The organism is Tsukamurella asaccharolytica, assembly GCF_007858435.1.
GTDB lineage: Bacteria > Actinomycetota > Actinomycetes > Mycobacteriales > Mycobacteriaceae > Tsukamurella > Tsukamurella asaccharolytica.
Genome location: NZ_VIGW01000007.1, coordinates 53,844 through 76,980, shown reverse-complemented (window position 1 = coordinate 76,980; position 23,137 = coordinate 53,844). Strand labels below are relative to the sequence as shown.

The 23,137-nt window shown below is 68.9% G+C and carries 27 protein-coding genes; 14 read left to right on the top strand and 13 right to left on the bottom strand.

Annotated features, from left to right (window positions below; genetic code table 11):
• Positions 1 to 17: 17 nt before the first annotated feature.
• The 5 genes from FK529_RS14075 to FK529_RS14055 form a co-directional block, all read right to left on the bottom strand.
• Entirely contained in the window at positions 18 to 770 is a 753-nt protein-coding gene (locus tag FK529_RS14075) for an isocitrate lyase/PEP mutase family protein (RefSeq protein WP_146562243.1), read from the bottom strand.
• Between the two features lie 47 nt (positions 771 to 817).
• Complete coding sequence (locus FK529_RS14070; protein WP_146562241.1) at positions 818 to 1,207, bottom strand: ectoine synthase; 390 nt, start codon at positions 1,205 to 1,207, stop codon at positions 818 to 820.
• Between the two features lie 3 nt (positions 1,208 to 1,210).
• Positions 1,211 to 2,503, bottom strand: coding sequence for a diaminobutyrate--2-oxoglutarate transaminase (gene ectB / locus FK529_RS14065; protein WP_146562239.1), 1,293 nt, complete (start codon positions 2,501 to 2,503; stop codon positions 1,211 to 1,213).
• Between the two features lie 36 nt (positions 2,504 to 2,539).
• Positions 2,540 to 3,070, bottom strand: coding sequence for a diaminobutyrate acetyltransferase (gene ectA / locus FK529_RS14060; RefSeq protein ID WP_146562237.1), 531 nt, complete (start codon positions 3,068 to 3,070; stop codon positions 2,540 to 2,542).
• 178 nt (positions 3,071 to 3,248) lie between these two features.
• A complete protein-coding gene (locus tag FK529_RS14055) occupies positions 3,249 to 4,112 on the bottom strand; it encodes a ribokinase (RefSeq protein ID WP_146562236.1) in 864 nt (287 codons plus the stop codon).
• A 40-nt stretch (positions 4,113 to 4,152) separates the two neighbouring features.
• Here FK529_RS14055 and FK529_RS14050 point away from each other — a divergent pair, with 40 nt between their 5' ends.
• Together FK529_RS14050 and FK529_RS14045 are read left to right on the top strand one after the other, a co-directional pair.
• Positions 4,153 to 4,533 (top strand): VOC family protein, encoded by a 381-nt coding sequence (locus tag FK529_RS14050; protein WP_146562233.1) that lies wholly within the window; start codon positions 4,153 to 4,155, stop codon positions 4,531 to 4,533.
• A 100-nt stretch (positions 4,534 to 4,633) separates the two neighbouring features.
• Positions 4,634 to 6,055 carry an LLM class flavin-dependent oxidoreductase gene (locus FK529_RS14045; RefSeq protein WP_146562231.1) on the top strand — a complete coding sequence of 474 codons (1,422 nt, stop codon included), beginning with the start codon at positions 4,634 to 4,636 and terminating at the stop codon, positions 6,053 to 6,055.
• Here the strand turns inward: FK529_RS14045 and FK529_RS14040 are convergent.
• Entirely contained in the window at positions 6,028 to 7,632 is a 1,605-nt protein-coding gene (locus FK529_RS14040) for an alkaline phosphatase D family protein (RefSeq protein WP_146562230.1), read from the bottom strand. The genes FK529_RS14045 and FK529_RS14040 overlap by 28 nt on opposite strands.
• Before the next feature lie 217 nt (positions 7,633 to 7,849).
• On the opposite strand from FK529_RS14040, the gene FK529_RS14035 reads away from it, so the two are divergent.
• From FK529_RS14035 to mutM, 7 genes are all read left to right on the top strand, one after another.
• The gene (locus tag FK529_RS14035; RefSeq protein ID WP_146562228.1) at positions 7,850 to 9,259 is read left to right on the top strand and encodes an MFS transporter; all 1,410 of its coding nucleotides are present in this window, start codon (positions 7,850 to 7,852) and stop codon (positions 9,257 to 9,259) included.
• 23 nt (positions 9,260 to 9,282) lie between these two features.
• Positions 9,283 to 9,843 carry a 16S rRNA (guanine(966)-N(2))-methyltransferase RsmD gene (gene rsmD, locus FK529_RS14030; protein ID WP_146562225.1) on the top strand — a complete coding sequence of 187 codons (561 nt, stop codon included), beginning with the start codon at positions 9,283 to 9,285 and terminating at the stop codon, positions 9,841 to 9,843.
• Complete coding sequence (gene coaD, locus FK529_RS14025; protein ID WP_146562223.1) at positions 9,840 to 10,313, top strand: pantetheine-phosphate adenylyltransferase; 474 nt, start codon at positions 9,840 to 9,842, stop codon at positions 10,311 to 10,313. The genes rsmD and coaD overlap by 4 nt, the downstream gene beginning before the upstream one ends.
• 131 nt (positions 10,314 to 10,444) lie before the next feature.
• The gene (locus FK529_RS14020; RefSeq protein WP_146562221.1) at positions 10,445 to 11,236 is read left to right on the top strand and encodes a DivIVA domain-containing protein; all 792 of its coding nucleotides are present in this window, start codon (positions 10,445 to 10,447) and stop codon (positions 11,234 to 11,236) included.
• A gap of 57 nt (positions 11,237 to 11,293) precedes the next feature.
• Positions 11,294 to 11,872, top strand: a complete 579-nt coding sequence (locus tag FK529_RS14015) for a YceD family protein (RefSeq protein ID WP_146562219.1) — start codon at positions 11,294 to 11,296, stop codon at positions 11,870 to 11,872.
• Positions 11,869 to 12,645 (top strand): ribonuclease III, encoded by a 777-nt coding sequence (gene rnc / locus FK529_RS14010; protein WP_146562217.1) that lies wholly within the window; start codon positions 11,869 to 11,871, stop codon positions 12,643 to 12,645. Before FK529_RS14015 ends, rnc begins: the two co-directional genes overlap by 4 nt.
• Positions 12,645 to 13,532, top strand: a complete 888-nt coding sequence (gene mutM, locus FK529_RS14005; protein WP_146562215.1) for a bifunctional DNA-formamidopyrimidine glycosylase/DNA-(apurinic or apyrimidinic site) lyase — start codon at positions 12,645 to 12,647, stop codon at positions 13,530 to 13,532. Before rnc ends, mutM begins: the two co-directional genes overlap by 1 nt.
• A gap of 98 nt (positions 13,533 to 13,630) precedes the next feature.
• On the opposite strand, the gene FK529_RS14000 is transcribed toward mutM, so the two are convergent.
• From FK529_RS14000 to FK529_RS13970, 7 genes are all read right to left on the bottom strand, one after another.
• Complete coding sequence (locus FK529_RS14000; RefSeq protein WP_146562213.1) at positions 13,631 to 14,380, bottom strand: ABC transporter permease; 750 nt, start codon at positions 14,378 to 14,380, stop codon at positions 13,631 to 13,633.
• 1 nt (position 14,381) lies between these two features.
• A complete protein-coding gene (locus tag FK529_RS13995) occupies positions 14,382 to 15,131 on the bottom strand; it encodes an ABC transporter permease (RefSeq protein ID WP_146562211.1) in 750 nt (249 codons plus the stop codon).
• Positions 15,128 to 16,036 carry an ABC transporter ATP-binding protein gene (locus FK529_RS13990; protein WP_146562209.1) on the bottom strand — a complete coding sequence of 303 codons (909 nt, stop codon included), beginning with the start codon at positions 16,034 to 16,036 and terminating at the stop codon, positions 15,128 to 15,130. Before FK529_RS13990 ends, FK529_RS13995 begins: the two co-directional genes overlap by 4 nt.
• 104 nt (positions 16,037 to 16,140) lie before the next feature.
• Positions 16,141 to 16,809: a response regulator gene (locus tag FK529_RS13985; RefSeq protein WP_146562207.1), complete on the bottom strand. Its 669-nt coding sequence runs from the start codon at positions 16,807 to 16,809 to the stop codon at positions 16,141 to 16,143.
• Entirely contained in the window at positions 16,806 to 18,038 is a 1,233-nt protein-coding gene (locus tag FK529_RS13980) for a sensor histidine kinase (protein WP_205124395.1), read from the bottom strand. Before FK529_RS13980 ends, FK529_RS13985 begins: the two co-directional genes overlap by 4 nt.
• An 812-nt stretch (positions 18,039 to 18,850) precedes the next feature.
• Positions 18,851 to 19,273 (bottom strand): NAD(+)--rifampin ADP-ribosyltransferase, encoded by a 423-nt coding sequence (arr, locus tag FK529_RS13975; RefSeq protein WP_146562205.1) that lies wholly within the window; start codon positions 19,271 to 19,273, stop codon positions 18,851 to 18,853.
• A 10-nt stretch (positions 19,274 to 19,283) separates the two neighbouring features.
• Positions 19,284 to 19,823 (bottom strand): DUF1648 domain-containing protein, encoded by a 540-nt coding sequence (locus FK529_RS13970; RefSeq protein ID WP_158635121.1) that lies wholly within the window; start codon positions 19,821 to 19,823, stop codon positions 19,284 to 19,286.
• A 91-nt stretch (positions 19,824 to 19,914) separates the two neighbouring features.
• Here FK529_RS13970 and FK529_RS13965 point away from each other — a divergent pair, with 91 nt between their 5' ends.
• The 5 genes from FK529_RS13965 to FK529_RS13945 are packed head-to-tail and all read left to right on the top strand — an operon-like array spanning position 19,915 to position 23,124.
• Positions 19,915 to 20,352, top strand: a complete 438-nt coding sequence (locus FK529_RS13965) for an OsmC family protein (RefSeq protein ID WP_146562201.1) — start codon at positions 19,915 to 19,917, stop codon at positions 20,350 to 20,352.
• Positions 20,353 to 20,354: 2 nt separating this feature from the next.
• On the top strand, positions 20,355 to 20,636 hold the full coding sequence (locus tag FK529_RS13960; RefSeq protein WP_269432095.1) for an acylphosphatase: 282 nt from the start codon (positions 20,355 to 20,357) through the stop codon (positions 20,634 to 20,636).
• Positions 20,637 to 20,639: 3 nt separating this feature from the next.
• Entirely contained in the window at positions 20,640 to 21,464 is an 825-nt protein-coding gene (locus FK529_RS20295) for a hypothetical protein (RefSeq protein WP_193559706.1), read from the top strand.
• Complete coding sequence (locus tag FK529_RS13950; protein ID WP_146562199.1) at positions 21,464 to 22,669, top strand: glutathionylspermidine synthase family protein; 1,206 nt, start codon at positions 21,464 to 21,466, stop codon at positions 22,667 to 22,669. Before FK529_RS20295 ends, FK529_RS13950 begins: the two co-directional genes overlap by 1 nt.
• Positions 22,666 to 23,124 carry a DUF350 domain-containing protein gene (locus tag FK529_RS13945; protein WP_146562197.1) on the top strand — a complete coding sequence of 153 codons (459 nt, stop codon included), beginning with the start codon at positions 22,666 to 22,668 and terminating at the stop codon, positions 23,122 to 23,124. Before FK529_RS13950 ends, FK529_RS13945 begins: the two co-directional genes overlap by 4 nt.
• The last annotated feature ends 13 nt before the right edge of the window (positions 23,125 to 23,137 follow it).

The following is a 23,137-nucleotide window of genomic DNA, read 5'->3' as shown; positions in this document are numbered from 1 at the left end:
ACCGCGCGAAGTGACGATCAGCGCCAGCGGGCGAGCAGTTCGTCCGACCGCTCGGTGAGCACCTTCTGCCAGATCGGGCCGAAGCTGATCCGGCCCGCGCCGGCGGCGGCGAGCGCGGCCAGATCGTCGGTCGCGGGATTCGCGATCGCGTTGACGGGGAGCGGCAGGGCGTCCGCGAGGCGACGGAGCGTGGCCGCGTCGTGGAAGGCGACCGGGTAGAGCGAATCGGCACCCGCGTCGGCGCACAACTGCATCCGTTCGATGGCCCGGTCGACCCGGTCCTCCGCCTCACCCACCTGGTTCTTGAAGATGTCGGTGCGCGCGTTGATCACCACATGCACCCCTGCGGCGTCGGACGCCGCGCGCAGGGCCGCGACCAGGTCGGCGTGTTCCTGCGCGTCGCGGAACCGGCCGCCCTCGGAGTGGACGGTGTCCTCGATGTTCAGTCCCACCGCGCCGGCGCCCAGGAGACCCTCGATGATCCGCTCGGCGGACAGCCCGTAGCCGGACTCGATGTCGACCGACACGGGAACGTCGACGGCTGCCGTGATCTGCGCGACGCGGGTCGTCGCCTCGTCGAAGGACATCCCCTCGCCGTCGGGCTTACCGATCGAATCGGCCATCGGATGGGAGCCGACGGTGATCGCGGCGAAGCCGGCGTCGACGGCGGTGTTCGCGGACCACGCGTCCCAGGTGGTGGGTAGGACGACGGGATCCCCCTTGCGATGCAGGGACTTGAGTGTGACGGCGAGATCGGCGAGCGAGGTCATGCTTCCAGTCTGGCCCATCTGCTCACTCGGCGCTCGGATTCGGCGTGTCAGTCGACGGTGACCAGCGGGTAGACGCCGTTCTCGTCGTGCACCTCGGTGCCCACGACCGGCGGGTTGAAGACGCACAGCATCCGCATGCGGGTCCTCGTCGTCACGGTGTGCCGCTCGTGGCCGTCGAGCAGGTACATCGTGCCGGGGGCGAGCGGGTACTCGACGCCGGTCTCCCGGTCGAGCAGGGTGCCCTCGCCCTCGACGAGCCACACCGCCTCCACGTGGTTGGCGTAGTGGAACTCGTTGACGGTGCCGGGCTCGATCACGGTCTCATGGAAGGAGAATCCGACCCTGTCGCCGCCGAGCACGATGCGCTTGCTGCGCCAATTCCCGGCGGCGACGTCGCGCTCGGTGCCGGTGATTTCGTCGGTGGTACGGACGATCATGCTTCAGAGCACCTTTCGTGTGGCGGCGGCGAGGATGTCCAGTCCCTGGTCGAGCTCGGCGTCGGTGATGGTGAGCGCCGGCAGGAGCTTGACCACCTCGTCCGACGGGCCGGAGGTCTCCGCGAGGAGGCCCTGCTGGTAGGCGGCGGCGCACACCTCGCCCGCCTTGTCGGCGTCGGCGAAGACCAGCCCCCGCACCAGGCCGCGGCCGCGGTGACTCAGCTGCTCCGGGAACTCAGCGCACAGCTCGTCGAAGCGCTTGGCGATGTGCTCGCCCTTGCGGATCGTCTCCTTCTCGAGGACGTCGTCCGACCAGAACTCGTCGATCGCGTGCTTGGCGGTCACGAACGCGGGGTTGTTACCCCGGAAAGTGCCGTTGTGCTCGCCGGGGCCCCACACGTCGAGCTCGGGCTTCATCAGCGTGAGCGCCATGGGGAGGCCGTAGCCGCCGATCGACTTGGAGAGGGTCACGATGTCCGGGGTGATGCCGGCGACCTCGAAGGAGAAGAACGGACCCGTACGGCCGCAACCCATCTGGACGTCGTCGACGATGAGCAGCATGTCGTGCCGCTCGCACAGCTCGGCGAGCGCGCGCAGCCACTCCGGGCGCGCGACGTTGACGCCACCCTCGCCCTGGACGGTCTCGACGATGACGCCGGCGGGCTTGTTCAGCCCCGACCCGGAGTCGGCGAGCACCGCCTCGAACCACTGGAAATCCGGTGCGACGCCGTCGAAGTAGTTGTCGAAGGGCATCGGCGTGGCGTGCACCAGCGGGATGCCGGCGCCGCCGCGCTTCATCGAGTTGCCGGTCACCGAGAGCGCGCCCAGCGTCATGCCGTGGAAGGCGTTGGTGAAGTTGATGATCGACTCGCGGCCCTTGACCTTGCGGGCCAGCTTCAGCGCCGCCTCCACGGTGTTGGTACCGGTGGGGCCGGGGAACTGGACCTTGTAGTCGAGACCGCGGGGCTTGAGGATCTTGTCCTCGAAGGTCTGCAGGAACTCGCCCTTCGCCACGGTCGACATGTCGAGCGAGTGCGTGATGTGCCCCTCGGAGATGTACTCCACCAGAGCCTGCTTCAGCTTGGGGTGGTTGTGCCCGTAGTTGAGGGCTCCGGCGCCGGCGAAGAAGTCCAGGTAACGGTTGCCGTCGCGGTCGATGAGCCATGAGCCCTCGGCCCGATCGAAGACGGCAGGCCAACCGCGCGAGTAGCTACGAACCTCCGACTCGCGGGTGCTGAAGATCGAGGGCTGCTCGAAATCGGTAGTGCTGGTGTTCTCGTCGGTCAGGGTGGACATGGTGATCCTCCTAGTGGGCCGGCAGTGGCCCCGCGATCAGGCGGGGTCGATGATGTACAGCTGCTCGGGCTCGTGGGGGTCGGATTCGATGGGGGAGATGTGGTGCGAGGCGAACAGGTCGCGCACCGTGAGGGTGGAACGGCGCTTCTTCGCCACGGAGCCGAAGAGCTCCTGGGACGCCGTGTTGGATGCGGTGATCGTGGTCTCCAGGCGTGAAACGCCCTGCACTGCAAGATGGTCCAACAGGTCGATGAGCATACGCGAGGCTATGCCGTGGCCGCGATGGGCGGCGTCCACCGCCACCTGCCACACGAACAGGGTGTCCGGGCGGTCGGGACGGCGGTAACCCGTGACGAAACCGGCGATCGCGCCATCGTGTTCGGCGACGATCGACGATGCCGCGAAGTCACGGCACCACAGGGTGTACGCGTACGCGGAGTTGAGATCGAGAACCTCGGTGTCCCGGGCGATCTCCCACAATCGGATTCCGTCGTCGATCGACGGCCGTCGGGTGGTGACCCCCGTTCTCGCAGGGGTGGTGGGATCGCTCCGGTGAGGTGGACTCATCGCTTTCGACGCTAACAACCGGCATTGTGGAAGTCACCCGCGTCCGCTGATCGGTCGTCGGAACGCGGGGGTAACCCCAGCGAGACGGGTCAATGTGAGATGGATCACATATCGGCAGAGGTGCTCCCGTTCCCAGGACGTCCGGGTCGTCCGCCGAGGACATCGTGGTCGGCCATCGTCAGGGGGAGATCCCCCGGGCGGCGAGGAAGTCATCGACCTCGGCGGCCGTCGGCGCGGCGGCCGCGCCGGACGCGGTGGCGGTGAGTGCTCCGGCCGCGTTCGCGCGGCGCAACCGCTCGGCCGTGGGCAGGTCCCAGTGGGCTGCGAGCGCCCCGGCGAAGGCGTCGCCGGCGCCGGTGGTGTCCACCACCGCGACCGCGAATCCGGGGGTGTCGACGCTGCCGTCGGGCCCGGTCGCGCGGGCACCGTCGCCCCCGAGGGTGGTGATGACGTGCGGCACGCGCTCCACCGCCTCTGCGAGCGCCTTCTCCTCGTGCCGGTTGACGATGACGGCGTCGAGCAGGTCGACGAGCTCGTCGGGCAGCGCCTGCACGGGCGAGGGATTGAGTAGCACGACGGTGCCCGCCTCGCGCGCGGCGCGCGCGGAGTCGATGACGGCCGGCAGGGGGATCTCGAGCTGGAGCAGGAGGACGTCCGCGTCGGCGATCGCGCGGCGGGCGGCCTCGTCCACACGCACCGCCGCGTTCGCGCCCGGGACCACCACGATGTGGTTCTCGCCCGAGGCGTCCACCGTGACGTTCGCGAACCCGGTGCCGTCTTCTACCCGCGCGACGCGGGTGACGTCCACGTCCGCTGCGGCCAACGCGTCGAGGACCGTGTCGGCGGCGGCGTCCTCGCCGACCGCGCCGATGAACACCGTCGAGGCCCCGGCGCGCGCCGCGGACCGGGCCTGGTTCGCCCCCTTGCCGCCCTGCCCGAAGGAGACGGACACGCCGGTCACGGTCTCGCCCGGCTGCGGGAACCGTTCGCACACCGTGACCGCGTCCAGATTCACGCTGCCCACCACGACCACCGACGTCATGCCCGCACCTTACGGCCCGCGCCGGACGTAGGCTCGGCCCATGACCATGATTCGTCCGTTCCTCATGTTCCAGGGCGCCGTCGCAGCGCAGGCGATCGACCTGTACGTCACGGCGTTCGACGGGGCCGTGCTCCGCTCCGTTCCGCATGCGGACCCGAAGCAGGGCATCCAACTCGCCGAACTGGCGATCAAGAGCCAGCACGTGCTGATCAGCGACAGCGCGGTCGATCACGACTTCGACTTCACCCCGTCCACCTCCCTCTTCGTGGACTGCGACGATCGTGAGGAACTGGAGCGCCTCACCGCGGTGCTCGGCGCCGGCGGAAGGACGTACATGCCGTTGGGCGACTACGGCTTCTCCAGTGCGTTCGCCTGGGTGGGGGACAGGTTCGGTGTTTCCTGGCAGCTGAACTTGGCCTGACGGTCCGCCGTGCCCGCGCGGGCCTCGACGGGGGAAGGCTCTCGCGTCACGCTGAGCGCAAGCCTGGGCGGGCGCTGGCGGGCCGCCTAGCGTCGGCCCCATGAGCCGTCAGATCCGTTTCAACGCCTTCGACATGAACTGCGTCGCCCACCAGTCCCCGGGGCTGTGGCGGCACCCGAAGGACCAGTCGCACCGCTACAAGGAGCTCGGCTACTGGACGGACCTGGCGAAACTGTTGGAGCGCGGCACCTTCGACGGCATCTTCATCGCCGACGTGCTCGGCATCTACGACTCGTACAACGGCAACGGCGACGCGGCGATCAAGCACGCGGCGCAGGTGCCCGTGTCCGATCCGATCCTGCTGGCCTCGGCCATCGCGGGCGCGACGGAGCACCTCGGCATCGGCATCACCGCCGGCACCGGCTTCGAGCACCCCTTTCCGTTCGCCCGCCGCCTGACCACGCTCGACCACCTCACGAACGGCCGGATCGGCTGGAACGTGGTGACCGGGTACCTGCCGTCGGCGGCCAAGAACATGGGACAGCTCGATCAGCTGCAGCACGACGAGCGCTACGACCACGCCGACGAGTACCTCGAGGTGCTCTACAAACTGTGGGAGGGGTCGTGGGAGGACGACGCGGTGATCCGCGACCGAGAGACCGGCGTGTTCACCGACCCGTCCAAGGTTCATCCGATCAATCACCACGGCAAGTACTTCGACGTGCCCGGCATTCACGTGGGCGAGCCCTCGCCGCAGCGCTCGCCGGTCATCTACCAGGCCGGCGCGTCGCCGCGCGGGCTGGCCTTCGCGACGGGCAACGCGGAGGCGATCTTCGTCGCGGCGCCCACCAAGGCGATCCTGAAGAACGTCGTGCGCACGATTCGCGAGGGCCTCGTCGCCAACGGCCGTGATCCGTATTCGGCCAAGGTGTACACGCTGCTCACCATCGTCACGGACGAGACGGAGGCGAAGGCGCAGGCGAAGCTCGAGGACTACCACCGCTACGCGAGCATCGAGGGCTCGCTGGTCTTCATGTCCGGGTGGATGGGCGTGGACCTCGGCGCCTACGACCCCAGCGATCCGGTGGGCGATGTGCAGTCCAACGCGATCATCTCTGCCGTCGCCAACTTCCAGCAGGCCGACCCGTCCGGGAAGGACTGGACGGTCGAGGACATCGGCAAGTGGGGCCGGATCGGCGGCATGGGCCCCGTGCTCGTCGGCTCGGCGGAGCGCGTGGCCGACGAGCTGCAGGAGTGGGTCGAGGAGACCGACGTCGACGGCTTCAACCTCGCCTACGCGATCACCCCCGGCACCTTCGAGGACGTCGTCGAGTTCATCGTCCCCGAGCTGCGCCGACGGGGCGTGTACCCCTCCGAGTACGTGCCGGGAACGTTGCGTCACAAGTTGTTCGGGCAGGGTGACCGGCTCGCCGCCGATCACCCCGCCCAGCGCTTCCGCTACCCGGGCGCGGATTCCGCTGCCGCCGCGCAGGATTACGCGGGCGCCAGCTCCTTGGTGTAGAGCGGGGCGCCCTTCGCGTCGCGGAGGTGCACGGTGAGGGTGCGACTGCCGCCGTCGATGGTGACGTGGCCGAAATGCTGGAAGCCCTCGGCGGGGGAGACATTCGCCTTGTCGGGGGCGTGCACGAACTCGTACTGCGCGCCGAAGGTCCCGTCGAGCGGGCTCTGGGGGAAGGCGCCGGCGTTGAGCGGGCCCGAGACGAACTCCCAGAACGGCGAGAAGTCCTGGAAGGCGGCCTTGTCCGGGTGGTACGAGATCGCCGCCGTGTAGTGCACGTCCGCGGTCAGGTACACGACGTTCTTCACGTCCTTGGTGCGGGAGAAGATGCGGGAGAAGGCGATCTCGCGGCCCAGGGGAGCACCGTTGTCGCCCTGAGCGACGGCCTCCATCGACTTCGGGCCGCCGTCCTTCGGGTCGGTGGAGGCGTCCGGGACCACGATGCTCAGCGGCAGGTCGTTCGCGACCACCTTCCACACCGCCTTCGACGAGGTCAGGCCGTCGATGAGCCATTGGGTCTGCTTGTCACCGAGGATCCCGGCGTCGTTGGACGTGGCCCACGCGTTGGGGTTCGGGTCCTTGTAGCTGCGCATGTCCAGCACGAAGACGTCGAGCAGCGGGCCGTAGGAGATCTTCCGGTAGAGGCGCCCGTCGGCGGCCTCGGTCGGCTGCACCGGCTGCCACTCGCGCCAGGCCTGGTACGCGAGGTCCGCCAGCTTGTTCACGTCGGTCTCGGTGTAGCCCTTGCGGTTCTGGCCGGCCAGGTTCTCACCGGGGAACCAGTTGTTGATCACCTCGTGGTCGTCCCACTGGATCAGCTGCGGCACAGTGGCGGCGAACCGCCGGTAGTGCTCGTCGGTGAGATTGTAGGCGTAGTTGCCGCGGAACTGGTCGAGCGTCTGCGCGACCTGGTTCTTCGCCTCGGCCGTGACGTTGCGGTAAGTGTTGCCGTCGTTCTGCTTCTGTGTTTCGGGCACGGGGTTGTCGGCGTAGATCGCATCGCCCGAGTGGATGAAGAAGTCGGGCCGCACGTCGGCGATGGCGCCCATGATCGCCATGCCGCCGTCGCGGTTGATGCCCCAGCCCTGCCCCACCACGTCGCCCGACCAGGTGAAGCTCACGTTGCTGTTCGCCGACGGTGCCGTCCGGAACGTGCCGGCCACGGGCTCGGATTTCGCCCCGTTCTCGCCCTCGAGGGTCACGCGATAGTGCACCGTCTGGCCGGGCTCGAGCCCCGCGACGCGGAACCGTCCGGCCCCGTCGGACGACGGATCGAGCTGCGGCCCCTCGAAGCGGCGCGGGTTGTTGAAGGACTCCGACGAGGCGGTCTCGACGATCATCCGGGCGGGCGCGTCCGATCGTGCCCAGACCAGCGCACCGTCGGGGCGGGGATCGCCGGTAGCGATGCCGTGCGTGAGCGACGGGCGGCCTCGCACGACACCGGGTGACGAGGACGCAGCCGCGCCGTCCGACGCGGTGCCGCAGGCCGAGAGCAGGGAGCCGGCCGGGATCAGAAGGGCGCCGGCGGTACCGGCCTTGAGGAGCGAGCGGCGCGAGAACTGCGAATCACTGAGGGGCATTGGCGAAACGATGCCGCAACCCGGTTCCCGGTCGGCGAACACCCGGTTACCAGCGAGGACGCGGATCGGTGGACACCAGGTGAACCATCCGCCGAGAATCGATCGTTGACTGGTGTTAACGTCGGACGCGCGGTAATCACACGTCCGGTGGGCCCAGCAGTGTCTAGTAGCAGGCAAGCCCGGTCCGCACGGTGACCAACGCCAGGGGCTGATCTGCATGCCTGATAACTCAACAACGCCCGGAGGTTCTCCGCTCTCGCGCGCGGAACTCCAGGAGGCCGAGAAGCAGCGGAAGAAGTCGCTGCACAAAGCCATCGGCGCATCTGCGATGGGCAACTTCACCGAATGGTTCGACTACGGCGTCTACGCCTCGACGGCCGTCTACATAGCGAAGGCCCTGTTCCCCGATCACGGCACGATCGGCACGTTGCTCGGTTTCGCGGTCTCGTTCATCCTGCGGCCGCTCGGCGGATTCGTCTGGGGCCCACTCGGCGACAAGATCGGCAGAAAGGCCGTGCTCGCCGCCACGATCCTCCTGATGGCCGGGTCGACCACCCTGATCGCGTTCCTCCCGACGTATGACGTCGCGCCGTGGGTCGGTGCCGCATTGCTGGTCGTTCTGCGTATGGTGCAGGGCTTCTCGACGGGCGGCGAGTACGGCGGTGCCGCGACCTTCATGGCCGAGTACTCGCCGGATCGTCACCGGGGCAAATACGGCAGCTTCCTCGAGTTCGGCACCATGTGCGGCTTCGCAGGGGGCACCGCGGTCGTGCTGCTCCTGCAGGTCCTCCTCTCCGAGGAGCAGATGCAGGATTTCGGCTGGCGCATCCCGTTCCTGATGGCGCTGCCGATGGGCCTCATCGGTTGGTACCTCCGCAACCAGATCCACGACAGCCCGGTGTTCGTCGAGGTCAAGGCCGAGAAGAAGAACCAGGATTCGGCGGTCGGCGGGCTCAAGCAGCTGCTCAGGGAGCAGTGGCGTCCCATCCTCATCCTGTTCGGCCTCGTCATCGCTCTCAACGTTTCGAACTACACGCTGATCGCGTACATGCCTACCTATCTGCACGGCGCCATCGGCATGGATCCCGAAACCGGGTCCAAGGTGCTGCTGGTCGCCCAGGTGATCATGGCGGCTCTGATTCCGTTCTTCGGCGCGCTGTCCGACCGCACGGGGCGAAAACCGATGTGGTGGATCTCGCTCATCGGCCTGCTCGTACTCGCCTGGCCACTGTTCCAACTGATGAAGCAGGGGACCGTACCGGCGATGCTGGCACTCATCGTGCTGGGAGTGCTGTACATCCCGCAGCTCGCCACGATCACCGCGACGTTCCCCGCCATGTTCCCCACGCCGGTGCGATTCGCCGGGTTCGCCATCTCCTACAACGTCGCCACGGCGGCGTTCGGTGGCACCGCCCCGTACGTCAACCAGGCCATGATCGACGCGAGCGGTCGGGACTTGTCCCCCGCCTGGTACATGATGGCCGCCTGCGTGGTCGGCCTGATCGCGCTGCCCTTCCTGCGGGAGACGAATGGTTGTTCGCTCCGCGGCACCGAGGTGCCGGGTCCGGATACGGAAGCCACGCGCCTAGCCCGGAAGGAGGAGGCGGAACTCGCTTCAGCCAGCTGACAGGGCGTGTTTACAGTGGTGCGGTGACCAGGATCATCGCGGGGGCGGCCCGCGGGCGCAGGCTCGCGGTGCCGCCCCGCGGCACTCGGCCCACTTCGGATCGCGTCCGTGAGGCGCTGTTCAGCGCGCTGCAATCGCGCCTCGGATTCGACGAACTGGCCGTCCTCGACCTCTACGCGGGGTCGGGGGCGCTCGGCCTTGAGGCGATCTCTCGCGGCGCCGCCCGCGCCGTCCTCGTGGATGCGGACGCCAAGGCCGTCGCGGTGATCAACCAAAACGCGCGTGCGGTCGGGCTGCCGGGGGCGATGGCGCACCGTCGGTCCGTGCGGACCTTCCTCGACGTCCCTGCAGAGCCGTACGACCTCGTCTTCCTGGACCCGCCCTACGACCTGCCGGCCGAGACCGTCGACGGCGACCTGGCCGCGCTGACGTCCGGTTGGCTGGCGCCCGGCGCCCATGTCGTCGTGGAGCGCTCGGCGCGGACGCCCGCAGCTACGTGGCCCGAGGGCTTCGAGCTCGACCTGACGCGCGACTACGGGGAGACGCGCGTGGAGATCGCCGTCTGGCAGGATGACAGGGCATGAGCAAGGCGTGCTGCCCCGGATCGTTCGACCCCATGACCAACGGTCACCTGGACATCTTCCGCCGCGCCGCGCGGATCTTCGACGAGCTGGTGATCACCGTCGTCGTGAACCCCAGCAAGCAGGGCATGTTCACGATCGACGAGCGGATCGCGCTGATCGAGGAGAACGTAGCGGATCTGCCCGGCGTCACCGTCGACCGGTGGACGGGCCTGCTCGTGGATTACGCGAAGGAGAAGGGTGTCGGGTGCATTCTCAAGGGCCTGCGCAATGCGACGGACTTCGACTACGAACTGCCGATGGCCGGCATGAACATGCACCTCACCGGTGTCGAGACCGCGTTCCTCACTACCGCGCCGCAGTACTCGTACGTGTCGAGCTCGCTGGTCAAGGAGGTCGCGAAGCTGGGCGGCGACGTCTCCGCCCTGATCCCGCCCAACGTGCAGACCGCCCTGAGCGCCAAGCTGTCGTGAAACCGGGCGAATTCTGCGGTACGAGGCCGGATCCGGCTTCGTAGGTCAGGAATCGGCTGAATTCACGACCGACTCGACACGCGGCGGCGCCGTTACGGCGAAACACCGGTCCCACCCGTCACAATGGGTGTATGTACCGCGTATTCGAAGCACTGGACGAGCTGGGCGCCATCCTGGAGGAGGCGCGCAGCGTCCCCATGACCGCCGGGTGCCTCGTGCCCCGCGGTGATGTGCTCGAGCTCCTCGACGACATCCGCGACGCCTTCCCGGCCGACCTCGACGACGCGCAGGACGTGCTCGATCAGAAAGATCGCCTGATCAGCGAGGCGCGCACCCACTACGACACCACGGTGACCCAGGCCAACTCCGAGGCCGACGCCACCCTGAGCCGCTCCCGCGCCGAGGCCGACCGCCTCCTTGCGGACGCGAAGGCCCAGGCCGACCGCATGGTCGCGGAGGCCCACCAGCACGCCACCGGCCTGGTCGCCGAGGCCCGCGCCGAGGACGAGCGGATCCGCCGCGGCGCGCAACGCGAGTACGAGGCCGTCACAGGGCGCGCCCGCGCCGAGGCCGAGCGCCTCGTCGCCGACGGCAACGCCGCGTACCAGCGTTCCGTGGCCGAGGGCATCACGGAGCAGGAGCGCCTCGTCTCCGAGACCGAGGTCGTGGCCGCCGCCAAGGGCGAGTCGGATCGGATCATCGACGCCGCGCACGCCGAATCGGATCGCCTGCGGGGGGAGTGCGACGTCTACGTCGACACCAAACTCTCGCAGTTCGAGGAGGTGCTGGGGGCCACCATGCGGTCGGTGAACCGGGGCCGCCAGCAGCTGCGCACCGCCGCGGGCGTGCACGACTACAGCGACCACGGCGCCACGGACGGCTACCTCGAGGAGTTCGCCGAGTCGCGGGTCGACGCGCGGTAGGCGGCTTGACGTACAATCGGGTGTTTGGCTTGACCTGACGAGTTCCCGAGGATTGTTGTGAACGAACCCCATGCCGCCGTGCGCCAGCCGGCCGGTAAGCCGTACGTACTCGACGTCCGCGCTTTCGGACGCCGACCGGGCACCTCCGCGCAGGTGCACCGCACCGTGGCCGCACCCGAGCGCATCGGCGTCGATCTGATCGGCATCGAGAACGGCGAGGAGGTCGACCTCGACCTCCAGGTGCAGGCGGTGTCCGAGGGCGTCCTCGTCACCGGCACCGTGAGCGCCGACACCGCCGGCCAGTGCGCCCGCTGCCTCGACCCGCTGTCGGGAGCGCTCAACGTCTTCCTGACGGAGCTGTACGCCTATCCGGACAGCGAGACCGCGGCCACCACCGACGACGACGAGATGTACCGCATCGAGGACGACATGATCGACCTCGAGCAGGCGATCATCGACGCCGTCGGCATGGAGCTGGCGCTCGACCCGACGTGCTCCGTCGACTGCAAGGGCCTGTGCCAGGGCTGCGGCGAGAAGGTGGCGGACCTTCCGGCCGACCACCACCACGAGCAGATCGACCCCCGCTGGGCCGGACTCGCGAAGTTCGCCGCCGAGGGCGAGGCCGACGGAAAGTGAGCAAGCGCCTCCCCGCGCCGCCCGCCACGGACCGCGCCCCGCTCTTGGAAGCCCTGGGCGTCGGCCTCGACGACGAGCTGCTCACCCTGGCGCTCACGCACCGCTCCTACGCCTACGAGGCCGGCGGGTTGCCCACCAACGAGCGGCTCGAGTTCCTCGGCGACAGCGTGCTCGGCATCTCCGTGACCGAGTGGCTCTACACGACCCATCCGGACAAGCCCGAGGGCGAGCTCGCGAAGATCCGCGCCAGCGTGGTCAACATGCACGCGCTCGCGCGTGTCGCTCGCGGGCTCGGGGAGGGCGGCCTCGGCGCGCACCTGTACCTCGGTCGCGGCGAGGAGCTCACCGGCGGCCGCGACAAGGATTCGATCCTCGCCGACGGTACCGAGGCGCTGCTGGGTGCCGTGCACGTCGAACACGGCATCGACACCGCCCGCGAGGTGGTGCTGCGGCTCTTCCTGCCCCTGCTGACGGCCTCGTCGTCCATGGGTGCGGGCCTGGACTGGAAGACCTCGCTGCAGGAGCTCACCGCGGAGCGGGACCTCGGCGCGCCGGCGTATCGCATCACGTCGACGGGGCCGGACCACGACAAGGAGTTCACCGCCGTGGTGGTGGTGGACTCCAGCGACCTCGGCGAGGGAGTGGGCCGCACCAAGAAGGAGGCCGAGCAGAAGGCCGCCGCGGCCGCCTGGAAGTCGCTGGACGACGGTGCCCCCGGGCCCGTCGTCGAGGCCGCCGAGTCCGATACCGTGCAGGCCCCCGAGTCGGCCTGATGCCCGAGCTGCCCGAGGTCGAGGTGGTCCGGCGCGGCCTGGCCGATCACCTGGTGGGCCGCGGCGTCACCTCCGTCGAGGTGCTGCACCCGCGCGCCGCCCGGCGCCACGTCGCCGGCGAGGCCGATCTGATCGGCCAGATCACCGGCGCCGACGTGGAATCCGCGCAGCGACGCGGCAAGTACCTGTGGCTGCCCCTCGCGCGGGGCGGTGCCCCCGCCGATGCCGCGATCGTCGTGCACCTCGGCATGAGCGGGCAGATGCTCGTCGACGGCGGTGCCGTCAGTGGTCGGAGCCCCGGCGACGACCGGCACCTGCGCATCCGGGCAGGGCTGTCCGACGGTGCCGTGCTCCGGTTCGTCGACCAGCGCACCTTCGGCGGCTGGGCCGTCGACCCGCTGGAGGAGGTCGCCGGCACGCTCGTGCCCGCGTCCGTCGCGCACATCGCGCGCGACCCGCTGGATCCGCTGTTCGACCGCGACGCGGTGGTCGCGCGGATGAAGCGCAAGGACACCGAGGTCAAGCGGGTGCTGCTCGACCAGACCGTGGTTTCCGGCATCGGCAACATCTACGCCGACGAGGCCCTCTGGCGCTCCGGCGTGCACGGCCGCCGTCGCGCGTCCGCCCTGACCAAGCCCGCTCTTGGCCGCCTCATCGATGACGCCACCGACGTGATGCGGCAGGCCCTCGACCAGGGCGGCACCAGCTTCGACTCCCTGTACGTGAACGTCAACGGCCAGTCGGGTTACTTCTCCCGGTCGCTGGACGCCTACGGGCGCGACGGTGAACCCTGCCGCCGCTGCGGCACCATCATGCGCCGCGAGTCGTTCATGAACCGCAGCTCCCACTTCTGCCCGACGTGCCAGAAGGCGCCGCTCCGGTCCTGAGGGCGGGGTCTCGGCGGTGGGCGGTACTCACCACGTCGACAGATGCGGAGACTGGGTGGGCCGGGCCGTCACCCGACTTCGGAGGTCGCCAGCACGATTCAGGCACGGGTATCCGTGCGATGGAGGACGGCGCTCGTGAGCGCCAGGGTAGCGACGGTGAGAGCGGTCGCTGCCGCGAGGATCACGGTTCCGTCGGTCGCCGTGAGGCGACCCGAGTCGACGAGCGATCCTGTTCCGAGTAGAGAGGCTCTGGTCGCCACTCCGTACGGAGACACGACAGCGACGTTCCCGACCGTCATGAGTCCCGCGGTGGAGATCCCGGAGCCGACCAACGCGACGGCGATGGGAGCGGCGAAGGATCGCGAGAGCATCGACACGGCGGACTGGATCGCTGCGACGGGCACCGTGGCTGCGATCAGGAGACCGGTCACCACGAAATACTCCCCGGGGAGCATTCCAGGGAGACCGAATGCGGCTTTACCCACGGCGATGACGGCGGCGAGGAGGACGACTTGCATGATCGCGGCCAGTCCGGCGACCACCGAGCCCTTGGCGATGACGATCCGTGCAGCCCCCGAAGGACCGGTGACGAGAGCGTTCCAGTTGCCGCCCTGATGCTCGACCCGCCACACCAGCGACGCCAGGATCCCGATTCCGATCGCGAGCGGGAAGAGGCCGTAGAAGCCCACGGATTGCAGCCAGACGGTGTGCCATCCGTCTCGCGGCGGCTCCCCTCCGGCGAGCCGGGGCGCAGCGCCGGCGAGTACCAGGAGAACCGGGAGCAGTACGACCATCGGCCACGCCAGGGAACGCCGCAGCTTGACGGATTCCGCGTACAAGGTGCTCATCTCATGCCTCCCGGCGGTCGTATCGGGTGGTGACGACGGCGAACACGACGGTGGTGACGAGGCCGAGTGCTGCGATGCTCGAGTAGTCGATCGGCAGCGACCGGATCACGTCGTCCTCGTAGCCCGCTGCCCGCGCGAGCGAGTAGTAGCCCCAGGGAGTCATGTGCGCGGCGACAGCCGGAAGGCCCTGGGAGAAGACGGCGACCACGCAACCGAGGACTCCGATCCCGAGGACGACGAGCTGGTTCTCCACCCGCGCTGCGAGCAGGACATGCACAGCGAGGACCGCGAGGTTGACGACGGCCATGCAGAGGGTGAATCCCACCCAGTGCCTGAGTGGGGCGCAGGCGTCGATGCCCACGACCATTCGTCCGCAGGCCAGGATCCCGAGGGAGACTCCGACTGTCGCGGCCACGACGACGGTGCCGACCGCGACCAACTTCGCGCGGCACATCGTCCCGGGGGTGATCCCGGACGCGGCTCCGAGGAGCCATCCGTTGCCGCGGTGCTCGATGTCGGTCTGCCGGGACGCGAGCACTGCGAGGAGCAGCGGACACAGCAGCGGGACGCCCAGCGACGCACCGGCCAGAAGAGCGTCCCACGAGGCGGGCGACCGGGTGTCGCGGTCGGGACTCGACGCGAGGGCGAACAACGCCAGTGCGAGGACACCGACGATCATGACTCCGGCGATGATGCCGGTTCTGAGGCGACGCATCTTCGCGAACTCGCACAGGACGGGCCGGGCGATCACAACGCACCCCCGGCGGTGAGTCGGAGGAAGACGTCCTCAAGGCTCTGTTCCTCCCGTCGTACCCCGTGGATCCCGATGCCCTCTCCGACCAATCGGGCGACGACGCGTGCGGTCGCATGATCGTCGATGCCGGGTACCGAGACCTCCCCGTTCGCGATCGCGTGCGCGCCATGAGCTGCCAGCGCTGCCGTGGCGGCGCGCGGGTCCGTGCATGCGATGACCACGTCCGGAGTGGACGCGGCCAGCAGCTGGGCGCGGGTGCCCTGGAAGATCAGCCGGCCCTCCGAGAGGATTCCGAGTGCGTCCGCGGTCCGGTCCACTTCACCGAGCAGGTGGGACGAGACAAGTACGGTCACTCCGCCGTTCGCCAGCCGGCGCAGCAGGATCCTCATCTCCTCGATCCCGGCGGGGTCGAGGCCGTTGGTGGGCTCGTCGAGGATGAGGAGCGCCGGCCGCCGAGCGAGCGCCATCGCGATACCGAGTCGCTGCTTCATGCCGAGGGAGTACTCGCGGAGTTTCCTGTCCAGGTGATCCCGCAGCCGCACCGCGTCGATCGCCCAGTCGACCTGTGGGCGATCCAGGTCGAGCATCCGCTGCACCACACGCATGTTCTCGGCACCGGTGAGGTGGGCGTATCCGGGCGGTGACTCGATGAGCGATCCGATCGAGCCCAGGAGTTCGGTGCGCGTCCGGCGGGTCATCGCGCGCCCCATGATCCGCACCTCACCCCCGGTGGGGCGGACGAGGGAGAGCAGCATCTTCATCGTCGTGGACTTGCCGGATCCGTTGGGGCCCAGGAATCCGTAGACGCACCCGGCTGGGACACACAGGTTGACGTCATCGACGACCGTGCGCTCGCCGTACCGTTTGGTCAGGTTCTCCGTGGTGACTGCAGCGGGGGACATGCATCAACTCTCACCGGCGGGCCCTCGTCGATCGTCTCGCTGCGGGCATATCTTTCGCCTATGCCTCGCGGCATAGGTGGCACGGCAAGCCGCGCGATGCGCCGTCAGCGCCCGCGTGCGTCCACGAACCCGCTCTCGTACGCGAGAACTACGGCCTGCACGCGATCACGGAGGTTCAACTTCGCCAGGATCCGCCCGACATGCACCTTCACGGTCCCTTCGGCGACGACGAGTTCCGCAGCGATCTCGGCGTTCGAGAGTCCCCGTGCGACGAGCCCGAGGACTTCGTGCTCCCGCCGCGTCAGGTCGCCGATCCGCACCTGCGCGTCGGACACGGCGTTCCTCGGCCGCGATCGAGTGAAATGGTCGAGTAGCCGTCGGGTCGTGCTGGGTGCGACGACGGCGTCGCCTGCGTCGATGTGTCTGATGGCCGCTGCCACTTCCGCGACCGGCGTGTCCTTGAGCAGGAATCCCGAGGCGCCGGCCTGAAGCGCGTCGTACGCGTATTCGTCCAGGTCGAAAGTGGTCAGGATCAGCACTTTCGGTGCGCCTTCGCGGGCGCGGAGTCGGCGTGTGGTCTCGACACCGCTCATGTGCGGCATCCGGACATCCATCACCACCACGTCGGTCTCGATGCGCGTCAGCAGGTCCAGTGCCGTGGTGCCGTCGTCGGCCTCGCCCACGACGGCGATGCCGGGTTGGCCTTCCAACACCATCGTCATGCCCTTCCGGACCAGCTCCTGGTCATCGACCAGCACCACCCGCACCGTCACTGTGCATCTCCGCTCCGCGGCAACACCACGATCACTTCGAACCCACCGGATCCGCGAGGACCCGCGCGCAACGCACCGCCATGGGCGGCCACCCGCTCTCGCATGCCGTCCAGGCCGTGTCCGCGGCTGAAGGGTTCCGGATGCGCGGACGGCCCTCGTCCGTCGTCGGTGATGCGAATCTCGACGTCGTCCGAGCCGACGACGAGCTGGACGTCGACGCGCGTCACGTCGGGCCCGGCGTGTTTGTGGGCGTTCGTCAGAGATTCCTGCACCAGTCGATACGTGGTGAGGCCGAGCCCGTCCGAGAGGGTAGCCGGGTCGCCGTGCACCGTGAGCCTTGCCGGCAAGCCGGCGACCCGGGAGTGCTCGATCAGCGCATCGAGATGTGCGATCCCCGGCTGCGGCGCCCGGGAACCCGGTTCGTCCTGCCGGAGCACCCCGAGCATCCTTCGCATGTCGGCCAGTGCGGTTCGGCCGGTGTCGCGAACGTGCAGCATCGCCGTCTTCGCCCGGGCGGGCTCGGTATCGACTTTCGCGGCGGCGCCGTCGGACATCAGCACGACGACGCTCAGTCCGTGCGATACGACGTCGTGTATCTCGCGGGCGATCCGCGCCCGCTCGTCCGCGACGGCGATCCTCGCCTCGGCGTCGCGGCGGCGTTCGGCCTGCTCCGCCCGCTCCCGCAGGGCGTCGAGGTTCTGCTGCCGGGTGCGGACGAGTACGCCCCAGGTCCACGCCCACAGGGTGATGACCACGAGCACTCCGAGCTGTCCGACATCCAGAACGTCTCTACCGAGTTGGGGGACCGTCGCCACCAGGAGCCAGGCGAGAGCGAGAGCGGCGCCGGCGATCGATGTTGTCCAACTCCGGCGTGCAGCGAGATTGCCGACGCCGAACAGCAGCATGACGTCCGCCACCAGGAGCGGCGTTCCCAGGAGCACCTGGATGGAAGCCGCGAGGAGCATGACGGCGAGTACCGCAGTTGGATGGCGGTGTCGGAGGAGATACGAACCGCAGAGCGCTCCGGACACCACCAGGAGCGCAGCGACATTCGATGCGCCGTCGGCGTACGCCGGCACGATAGGGGCGTTGTACAAGAACACACCGGCGGCGAGGGCCGTATCGACCAGCACTCGGCGGTGCCGCAGCCACGAGTCGGACCCCAGGACGGTACGGACCGCGGCGCCGGCAGGCCGGTCCCGGGTGACGCCCGCAGTCGTGACGTTCATACTTTCCTACGGTACCGATACCGAGGCGTGCTGACTCGCGTGACGCTCAACCCCCGGTCTCGGTCGGACTGCTCTCGGGCGTGGAGGCGCACTTCATGCGCTGTCCCGCTGGACATCCCAGCGCCGACCGATGCGTTTCGGAGAATACCCGGTGATCAGGGGCGCGGAGGCCACGCGCCGTTCGCAGGCTCCGACGCACCGCTAGGTGGGGGAGCCGCGTTCGCTCGCTGTTCTCGTGTGAGCCGCAGCGGCCACACTCCGCGGAAGATCTCCACGAACAGCGCCACGACGATCACCCATGTGAGAACGGTGCGTCCGACCGTCGAAGAAGGAAGTACGACGGCTGCGAGATACGCGAGCCCGACTCCGATCGCGCAGATGGAGGCGGCACGCAGCCACATCCTCGTCCTGATGCGTCGGTATTCCGGCAGGTGGGCCGACCAGTAAGCGCGGTACTCCCGCCTTCGGAACGATGGTCGCCACAGGGACAAGGGAACGAATCATGCCGAACCCGAGTGCGATCGCGGCCGACACGAGTTGATTCTCGACGAACGCGCTGCGCGACATCCACGTCGAGACGCGGCCTCCCGAGTACGTCCGCGGATACGGATCAGGCCCGGCCACGTAGGTCAACCCGAGCGTCGCTACGTAGAACCCCACCGCGCCGATGAACAGCCCCACTGTTTCTGCATGCGGTCACGCTACGAACCGACCGCGGTGATCGTGTGTCCCCCACACCGACTAGAGGGATGTTCACAATCACCCGGCGAGCGGAACCGAACCGGGGTCTGGTGCGTCGCCCTGCCGGGGGATCAGTTGATGATCTCGCCGCGGTCGGTCGGGGCCTTCGAGATCAGGGTGTCGCGCCACATCTGCAGCGCCTCGGGCGTGAGCCGGGTCCAATCGGTCACCTCGGCGACGACGCGCAGCGGCTCGGTGCTGCGGTACGAGCGGGTGGGGTTGCCGGGGAACTTCTTATCGGTCACGTTGGGGTCGTCCTCGAAAGCGCCGGTGGGCTCGACCTCGTAGACGCGCGGGGCGGCACCGTCGGACTTGAGCTCGGAGGCGAGCTCCGCAGCGAGCCCGGCACCGTCGCGCAGAGCGGTGAAGTAGATGTGGTTCATCACCACGTCGGGTCGGTAGTTCGAGACGAACCCCGCGCTGAGCAGGTCGCCGGGCTGCAGGTCTGCGGTGGTGCCGTGGAAGAAGGGGCCGGTTTCCGTGGAGGCGCTCATGCGGGCGACACTACCGCCGCGAACGATTCCCTGATCGCTTCGGACGGACGCCCCGCGCCGTCGTCGTGGACCGCTTCGGCGGATGGGTGAGCAGCCAGATCAGGTAGCCGATCGAGCCCACCAGCGAGACGACGAAGAGGAACGTGATCGTCGACTTGGCGGCGGTCTCCGCGGGGTCGATGATCGTGACCACGATGGTCGCGGCCTGCAGGACCAGGATCAGACCGCCGATCCAGAGCAGGAAGCCGGAGACGATCGCGTCGAAGGCGGGCCGGTGCTCCGGCGCGAGCCAATAGTCGCGCCGCGGGGTGTTGACGATCCGCGCCGGGATCCGCGGCGCCGCGAGCGCAAGGCCGGCGAACAGGACGGCGATGCCGGCCGTGATCGCCGCGTGGAGCGGCACGGCCTCCGCGCGCGGGGTCCACGAGTCCGGCTGGCCGGACAGGCCGAAGTGCGTGGGGAACGGGTCGGGCCCCGAGATCGCCGCCCACGCCGCGGCGGCCGCATAGGCGAGGACGGTGCCGAGGAACGACCACCACCGCGCACGCATGCGCCCAACGCTACCGGTCGTCCGCCGGGAGCGACGGCCCGCCCGCGCCGCCGGACGCAGGTCGCAGACGGTTCTGACGTAGATTGGGGGCATGGCCGACGACACGAACGCGCAGGCACCGTCCACCGAACTCTGGGTCGAGCGCACGGGCGTACGCCGCTACACCGGGCGCAGCTCGCGTGGCGCGGAGGTGCTGGTGGGCTCGGTGGACGTCGAGGGCGTGTTCACGCCGGGTGAACTCCTCAAGATCGCCCTCGCAGCGTGCAGCGGCATGTCCACCGACCACGTGCTGGCCCGCCGCCTCGGCGACGACTACGACGCAACGGTCCGTGTCTCCGGCGACGCCGACCGGGAGAGCGAGACCTACCCCGAGCTCAACGAGATCCTCGAGCTGGACCTCTCCGAGCTCGACGAGGCGGGTCGGGAACGGCTGATCACGGTGGCGCGTCGCGCCGTCGACCAGGTGTGCACCGTCGGCCGCACGCTCAAGGCCGGCACCACGGTCAATCTCGACATCACGTCGGAGTAGCCGTGCCCGACGAACAGGCCCGGATGACGGCGTGGGTGCACGGTCGCGTGCAGGGCGTCGGCTTCCGGTACTGGACGAAGACGCAGGCCCTGGAACTCGGCCTGCCCGGTTACGCCGCCAATCAGCCGGACGGGCGTGTGCGGGTCGTGGTCGAGGGGGACCGCGCCACATGCGAGACTTTGCTGCAACGACTGTGGTCGGGTCGCACTCCGGGCCGGGTCGATCTGGTCGTGGAACTGTTCGGGCCCGCACGAGGCGGGCTCCCGTCGTTCGAGGAGAGGTGAGGCATGCAGCCGCCCATCCCTGAGAACCGCCCGGTGGGCGACATCCCCGGGCCGGAGTCGAACTACCTGCCGTCCGTGCCCGGCCTCCCTCCCCAGGTCAACCTGCCCGACACCGCCGAGGAGCCTCCTCGGCGGCCGGGGCGAATGCGACGGCAGGACGAGAACACGCAGGCCCGCCCGGAGACGGTGGCGGAGGCTCGCGCCCGGCAGCGGGCGCAACGTCAGCGCGCCGAGGACGAGGAGCGCGAGGCGGCCGAAGCCGCGGCCGCAGCCGCGAAGAAGAGCCGCCGCCGGAAGCAGATGATCGGCGCCGGCGTCGGCGTCGGCGTGGTGGGCGCGATCGCGCTGCTCTACGTCGCGATCCCCAACAACAACAACGCGCAGAACGTGAACACGCAGACGGCGTACTGTACCGTCGACGGCGATCAGGTCGTGTCCGACGACTACTGCTCGCGCGGCACCTACAACCCGGTGACCGGGTTCATCTTCCTCAACGGCATGAGTTACCGGTACAACTACGGCGGCGCGTACAACAATGGCCGCGTCACCGGCGGCAGCTACGACCGGCCACCGAACACCGCGTTCCGCACCTCCTCGGGCGGCGACGTGGACCCGGCGAAGGCCACCTCCTTCGGCTCCAACGGCCAGACCAACGCGGCGAGCAAGCCGGCGCCGCCCGCCGCGGGATCGCGGTCGGGAGGGTCCGGCGGCGGGACCAATGCCGGCAGCAACAGCGGCTCCAGCGGCAAGAACATCGACCGTGGCGGCCTCGGCACCGGCAGCAAGGGCGGCAGCTCCAAGGGCGGCTCCGGATCGAGCGGCTCCTGATGCGCCGCATGCGGGGCACGCCCCGCGAGGGGTGGCAGCGGACCGTCGAATCGCAGGGCCTGGTGTTCGGCACCCCCGCGCGCGACGGTGCCGGCGGCAGCCGGAACTACTGGGACGAGTCCGTGTTCTACGAGTTCGACATGGACGAGGTTCTCGCCCTGGAGGCCCAGGTCGAGGTGCTGCACTCGATGTGTCTCAAGGCCGTCGAGAACGTGATCCTCACGGAGCGGTACGCCGACTTCGGCATCCCCGAGTGGGCGTGGGGCGCGATCGAGGAGTCGTGGAAGCGGCAGGACCCGCACGTCTACGGCCGCTTCGACCTGCGCTACGACGGCCGGCGGCCCGCGAAGCTCCTGGAGTACAACGCCGATACGCCCACCTCGCTGCTGGAAGCCGCTGTGGTGCAGTGGTACTGGTTCCAAGACACGGCGCCGGACAAGCGCTCCTGGGACGAGGGCGGCTACGACCAGTGGAACTCGCTGCACGAGTCGCTCGTCGCCCGCTGGGGCGAGGTTCGGGGCGTCATCCCGCCGTCGGAGCTGCACTTCGCCTGGTCCGGCGCCGACGCGACCGGCGAGGACCACGTGACCACCGGCTACCTGCAGGAGACGGCCGCCGAGGCCGGGTTCGACACCGTCGGCCTGCCCATCGAGGACATCGGCTGGGACCACGACCTCAAGACCTTCGTCGATCTCGAGGACGCTCCGATCAATGCGGTGTTCAAGCTCTACCCGTGGGAGTGGATCCTCGAGGACGACTTCGGTAAGCGGGTCGTCGAATCGATCCCCGCCACCACGTGGATCGAGCCGTTGTGGAAGGCGATCCTCTCCAACAAGGCGATCCTCGCGGTGCTGTGGGAGATGTACCCCGACCATCCGAACCTGTTGCCCGCCTTCATCGACAGCCCCGGCTTCCTCACCGAGTACGTGAAGAAGCCCAAGCTCGGGCGGGAGGGCGCGAACCTCACGATCGTCGACGAGGGCCGCGAGACCTCCACCGGCGGCGTCTACGGCGCCGAGGGCTACGTGTACCAGTTGTTCGACCCGCTTCCCGAATTCGACGGCTACCGTCCCGTGATCGGCGCCTGGGTCGTCGGCGACGAGGCCGCCGGCATCGGCATCCGCGAGACCTCCGGCCTCATCACCGACGACGGTGCCGCCTTCATCCCGCACCGCATCACCCCGAAAGGCACGACCGCATCATGAATACGACCCTCCTCGCCGCCGCGGACCTGGGCACTCTGGGCAAGGGCATCGGCGCGATCTGCTTGTACGCCCTCGTCGGCCTGCTGCTCATGGTGGTCGGCTTCTACGCCGTGGATCTCTCCACCCCCGGCAAGCTGCGCGACCTGGTGAAGGCCGGCAAGCCCAACGCCACCTACATCACCGCCGCGGGCATGATCTCGATGGCGTTCATCATCGTCGTCGCGATCTACGCCAACTACACCGGCGGCGGCAATCTGCTGGACGGCGTCATCTACTCGCTGGTCTACGGCGTGGTCGGCATCGTCGCGCAGATCGTCTCGGTGCGGGTGCTCGACCTGGTCACCGGCGTCGACATGGAGGAGCTCATGTACTCCGATGTCTTCCTACCGCAGGCCCGCGTGATCGCCGCGTCGCACGTTGCGCTCGGTCTGATCGTGGCGATGGCGGTCCTCTGAGGGGCACCGCCTA

Coding starts and splice junctions, on each gene's coding strand:
- FK529_RS14075 (WP_146562243.1), bottom strand. CDS start 770: ATGACCTCGCTCGCCGATCTCGCCGTCACACTCAAGTCCCTGCATCGC.
- FK529_RS14070 (WP_146562241.1), bottom strand. CDS start 1,207: ATGATCGTCCGTACCACCGACGAAATCACCGGCACCGAGCGCGACGTC.
- ectB (WP_146562239.1), bottom strand. CDS start 2,503: ATGTCCACCCTGACCGACGAGAACACCAGCACTACCGATTTCGAGCAG.
- ectA (WP_146562237.1), bottom strand. CDS start 3,070: ATGAGTCCACCTCACCGGAGCGATCCCACCACCCCTGCGAGAACGGGG.
- FK529_RS14055 (WP_146562236.1), bottom strand. CDS start 4,112: ATGACGTCGGTGGTCGTGGTGGGCAGCGTGAATCTGGACGCGGTCACG.
- FK529_RS14050 (WP_146562233.1), top strand. CDS start 4,153: ATGACCATGATTCGTCCGTTCCTCATGTTCCAGGGCGCCGTCGCAGCG.
- FK529_RS14045 (WP_146562231.1), top strand. CDS start 4,634: ATGAGCCGTCAGATCCGTTTCAACGCCTTCGACATGAACTGCGTCGCC.
- FK529_RS14040 (WP_146562230.1), bottom strand. CDS start 7,632: ATGCCCCTCAGTGATTCGCAGTTCTCGCGCCGCTCGCTCCTCAAGGCC.
- FK529_RS14035 (WP_146562228.1), top strand. CDS start 7,850: ATGCCTGATAACTCAACAACGCCCGGAGGTTCTCCGCTCTCGCGCGCG.
- coaD (WP_146562223.1), top strand. CDS start 9,840: ATGAGCAAGGCGTGCTGCCCCGGATCGTTCGACCCCATGACCAACGGT.
- FK529_RS14020 (WP_146562221.1), top strand. CDS start 10,445: ATGTACCGCGTATTCGAAGCACTGGACGAGCTGGGCGCCATCCTGGAG.
- mutM (WP_146562215.1), top strand. CDS start 12,645: ATGCCCGAGCTGCCCGAGGTCGAGGTGGTCCGGCGCGGCCTGGCCGAT.
- FK529_RS14000 (WP_146562213.1), bottom strand. CDS start 14,380: ATGAGCACCTTGTACGCGGAATCCGTCAAGCTGCGGCGTTCCCTGGCG.
- FK529_RS13990 (WP_146562209.1), bottom strand. CDS start 16,036: ATGTCCCCCGCTGCAGTCACCACGGAGAACCTGACCAAACGGTACGGC.
- FK529_RS13980 (WP_205124395.1), bottom strand. CDS start 18,038: ATGAACGTCACGACTGCGGGCGTCACCCGGGACCGGCCTGCCGGCGCC.
- arr (WP_146562205.1), bottom strand. CDS start 19,273: ATGAGCGCCTCCACGGAAACCGGCCCCTTCTTCCACGGCACCACCGCA.
- FK529_RS13970 (WP_158635121.1), bottom strand. CDS start 19,823: ATGCGTGCGCGGTGGTGGTCGTTCCTCGGCACCGTCCTCGCCTATGCG.
- FK529_RS13965 (WP_146562201.1), top strand. CDS start 19,915: ATGGCCGACGACACGAACGCGCAGGCACCGTCCACCGAACTCTGGGTC.
- FK529_RS20295 (WP_193559706.1), top strand. CDS start 20,640: ATGCAGCCGCCCATCCCTGAGAACCGCCCGGTGGGCGACATCCCCGGG.
- FK529_RS13950 (WP_146562199.1), top strand. CDS start 21,464: ATGCGCCGCATGCGGGGCACGCCCCGCGAGGGGTGGCAGCGGACCGTC.
- FK529_RS13945 (WP_146562197.1), top strand. CDS start 22,666: ATGAATACGACCCTCCTCGCCGCCGCGGACCTGGGCACTCTGGGCAAG.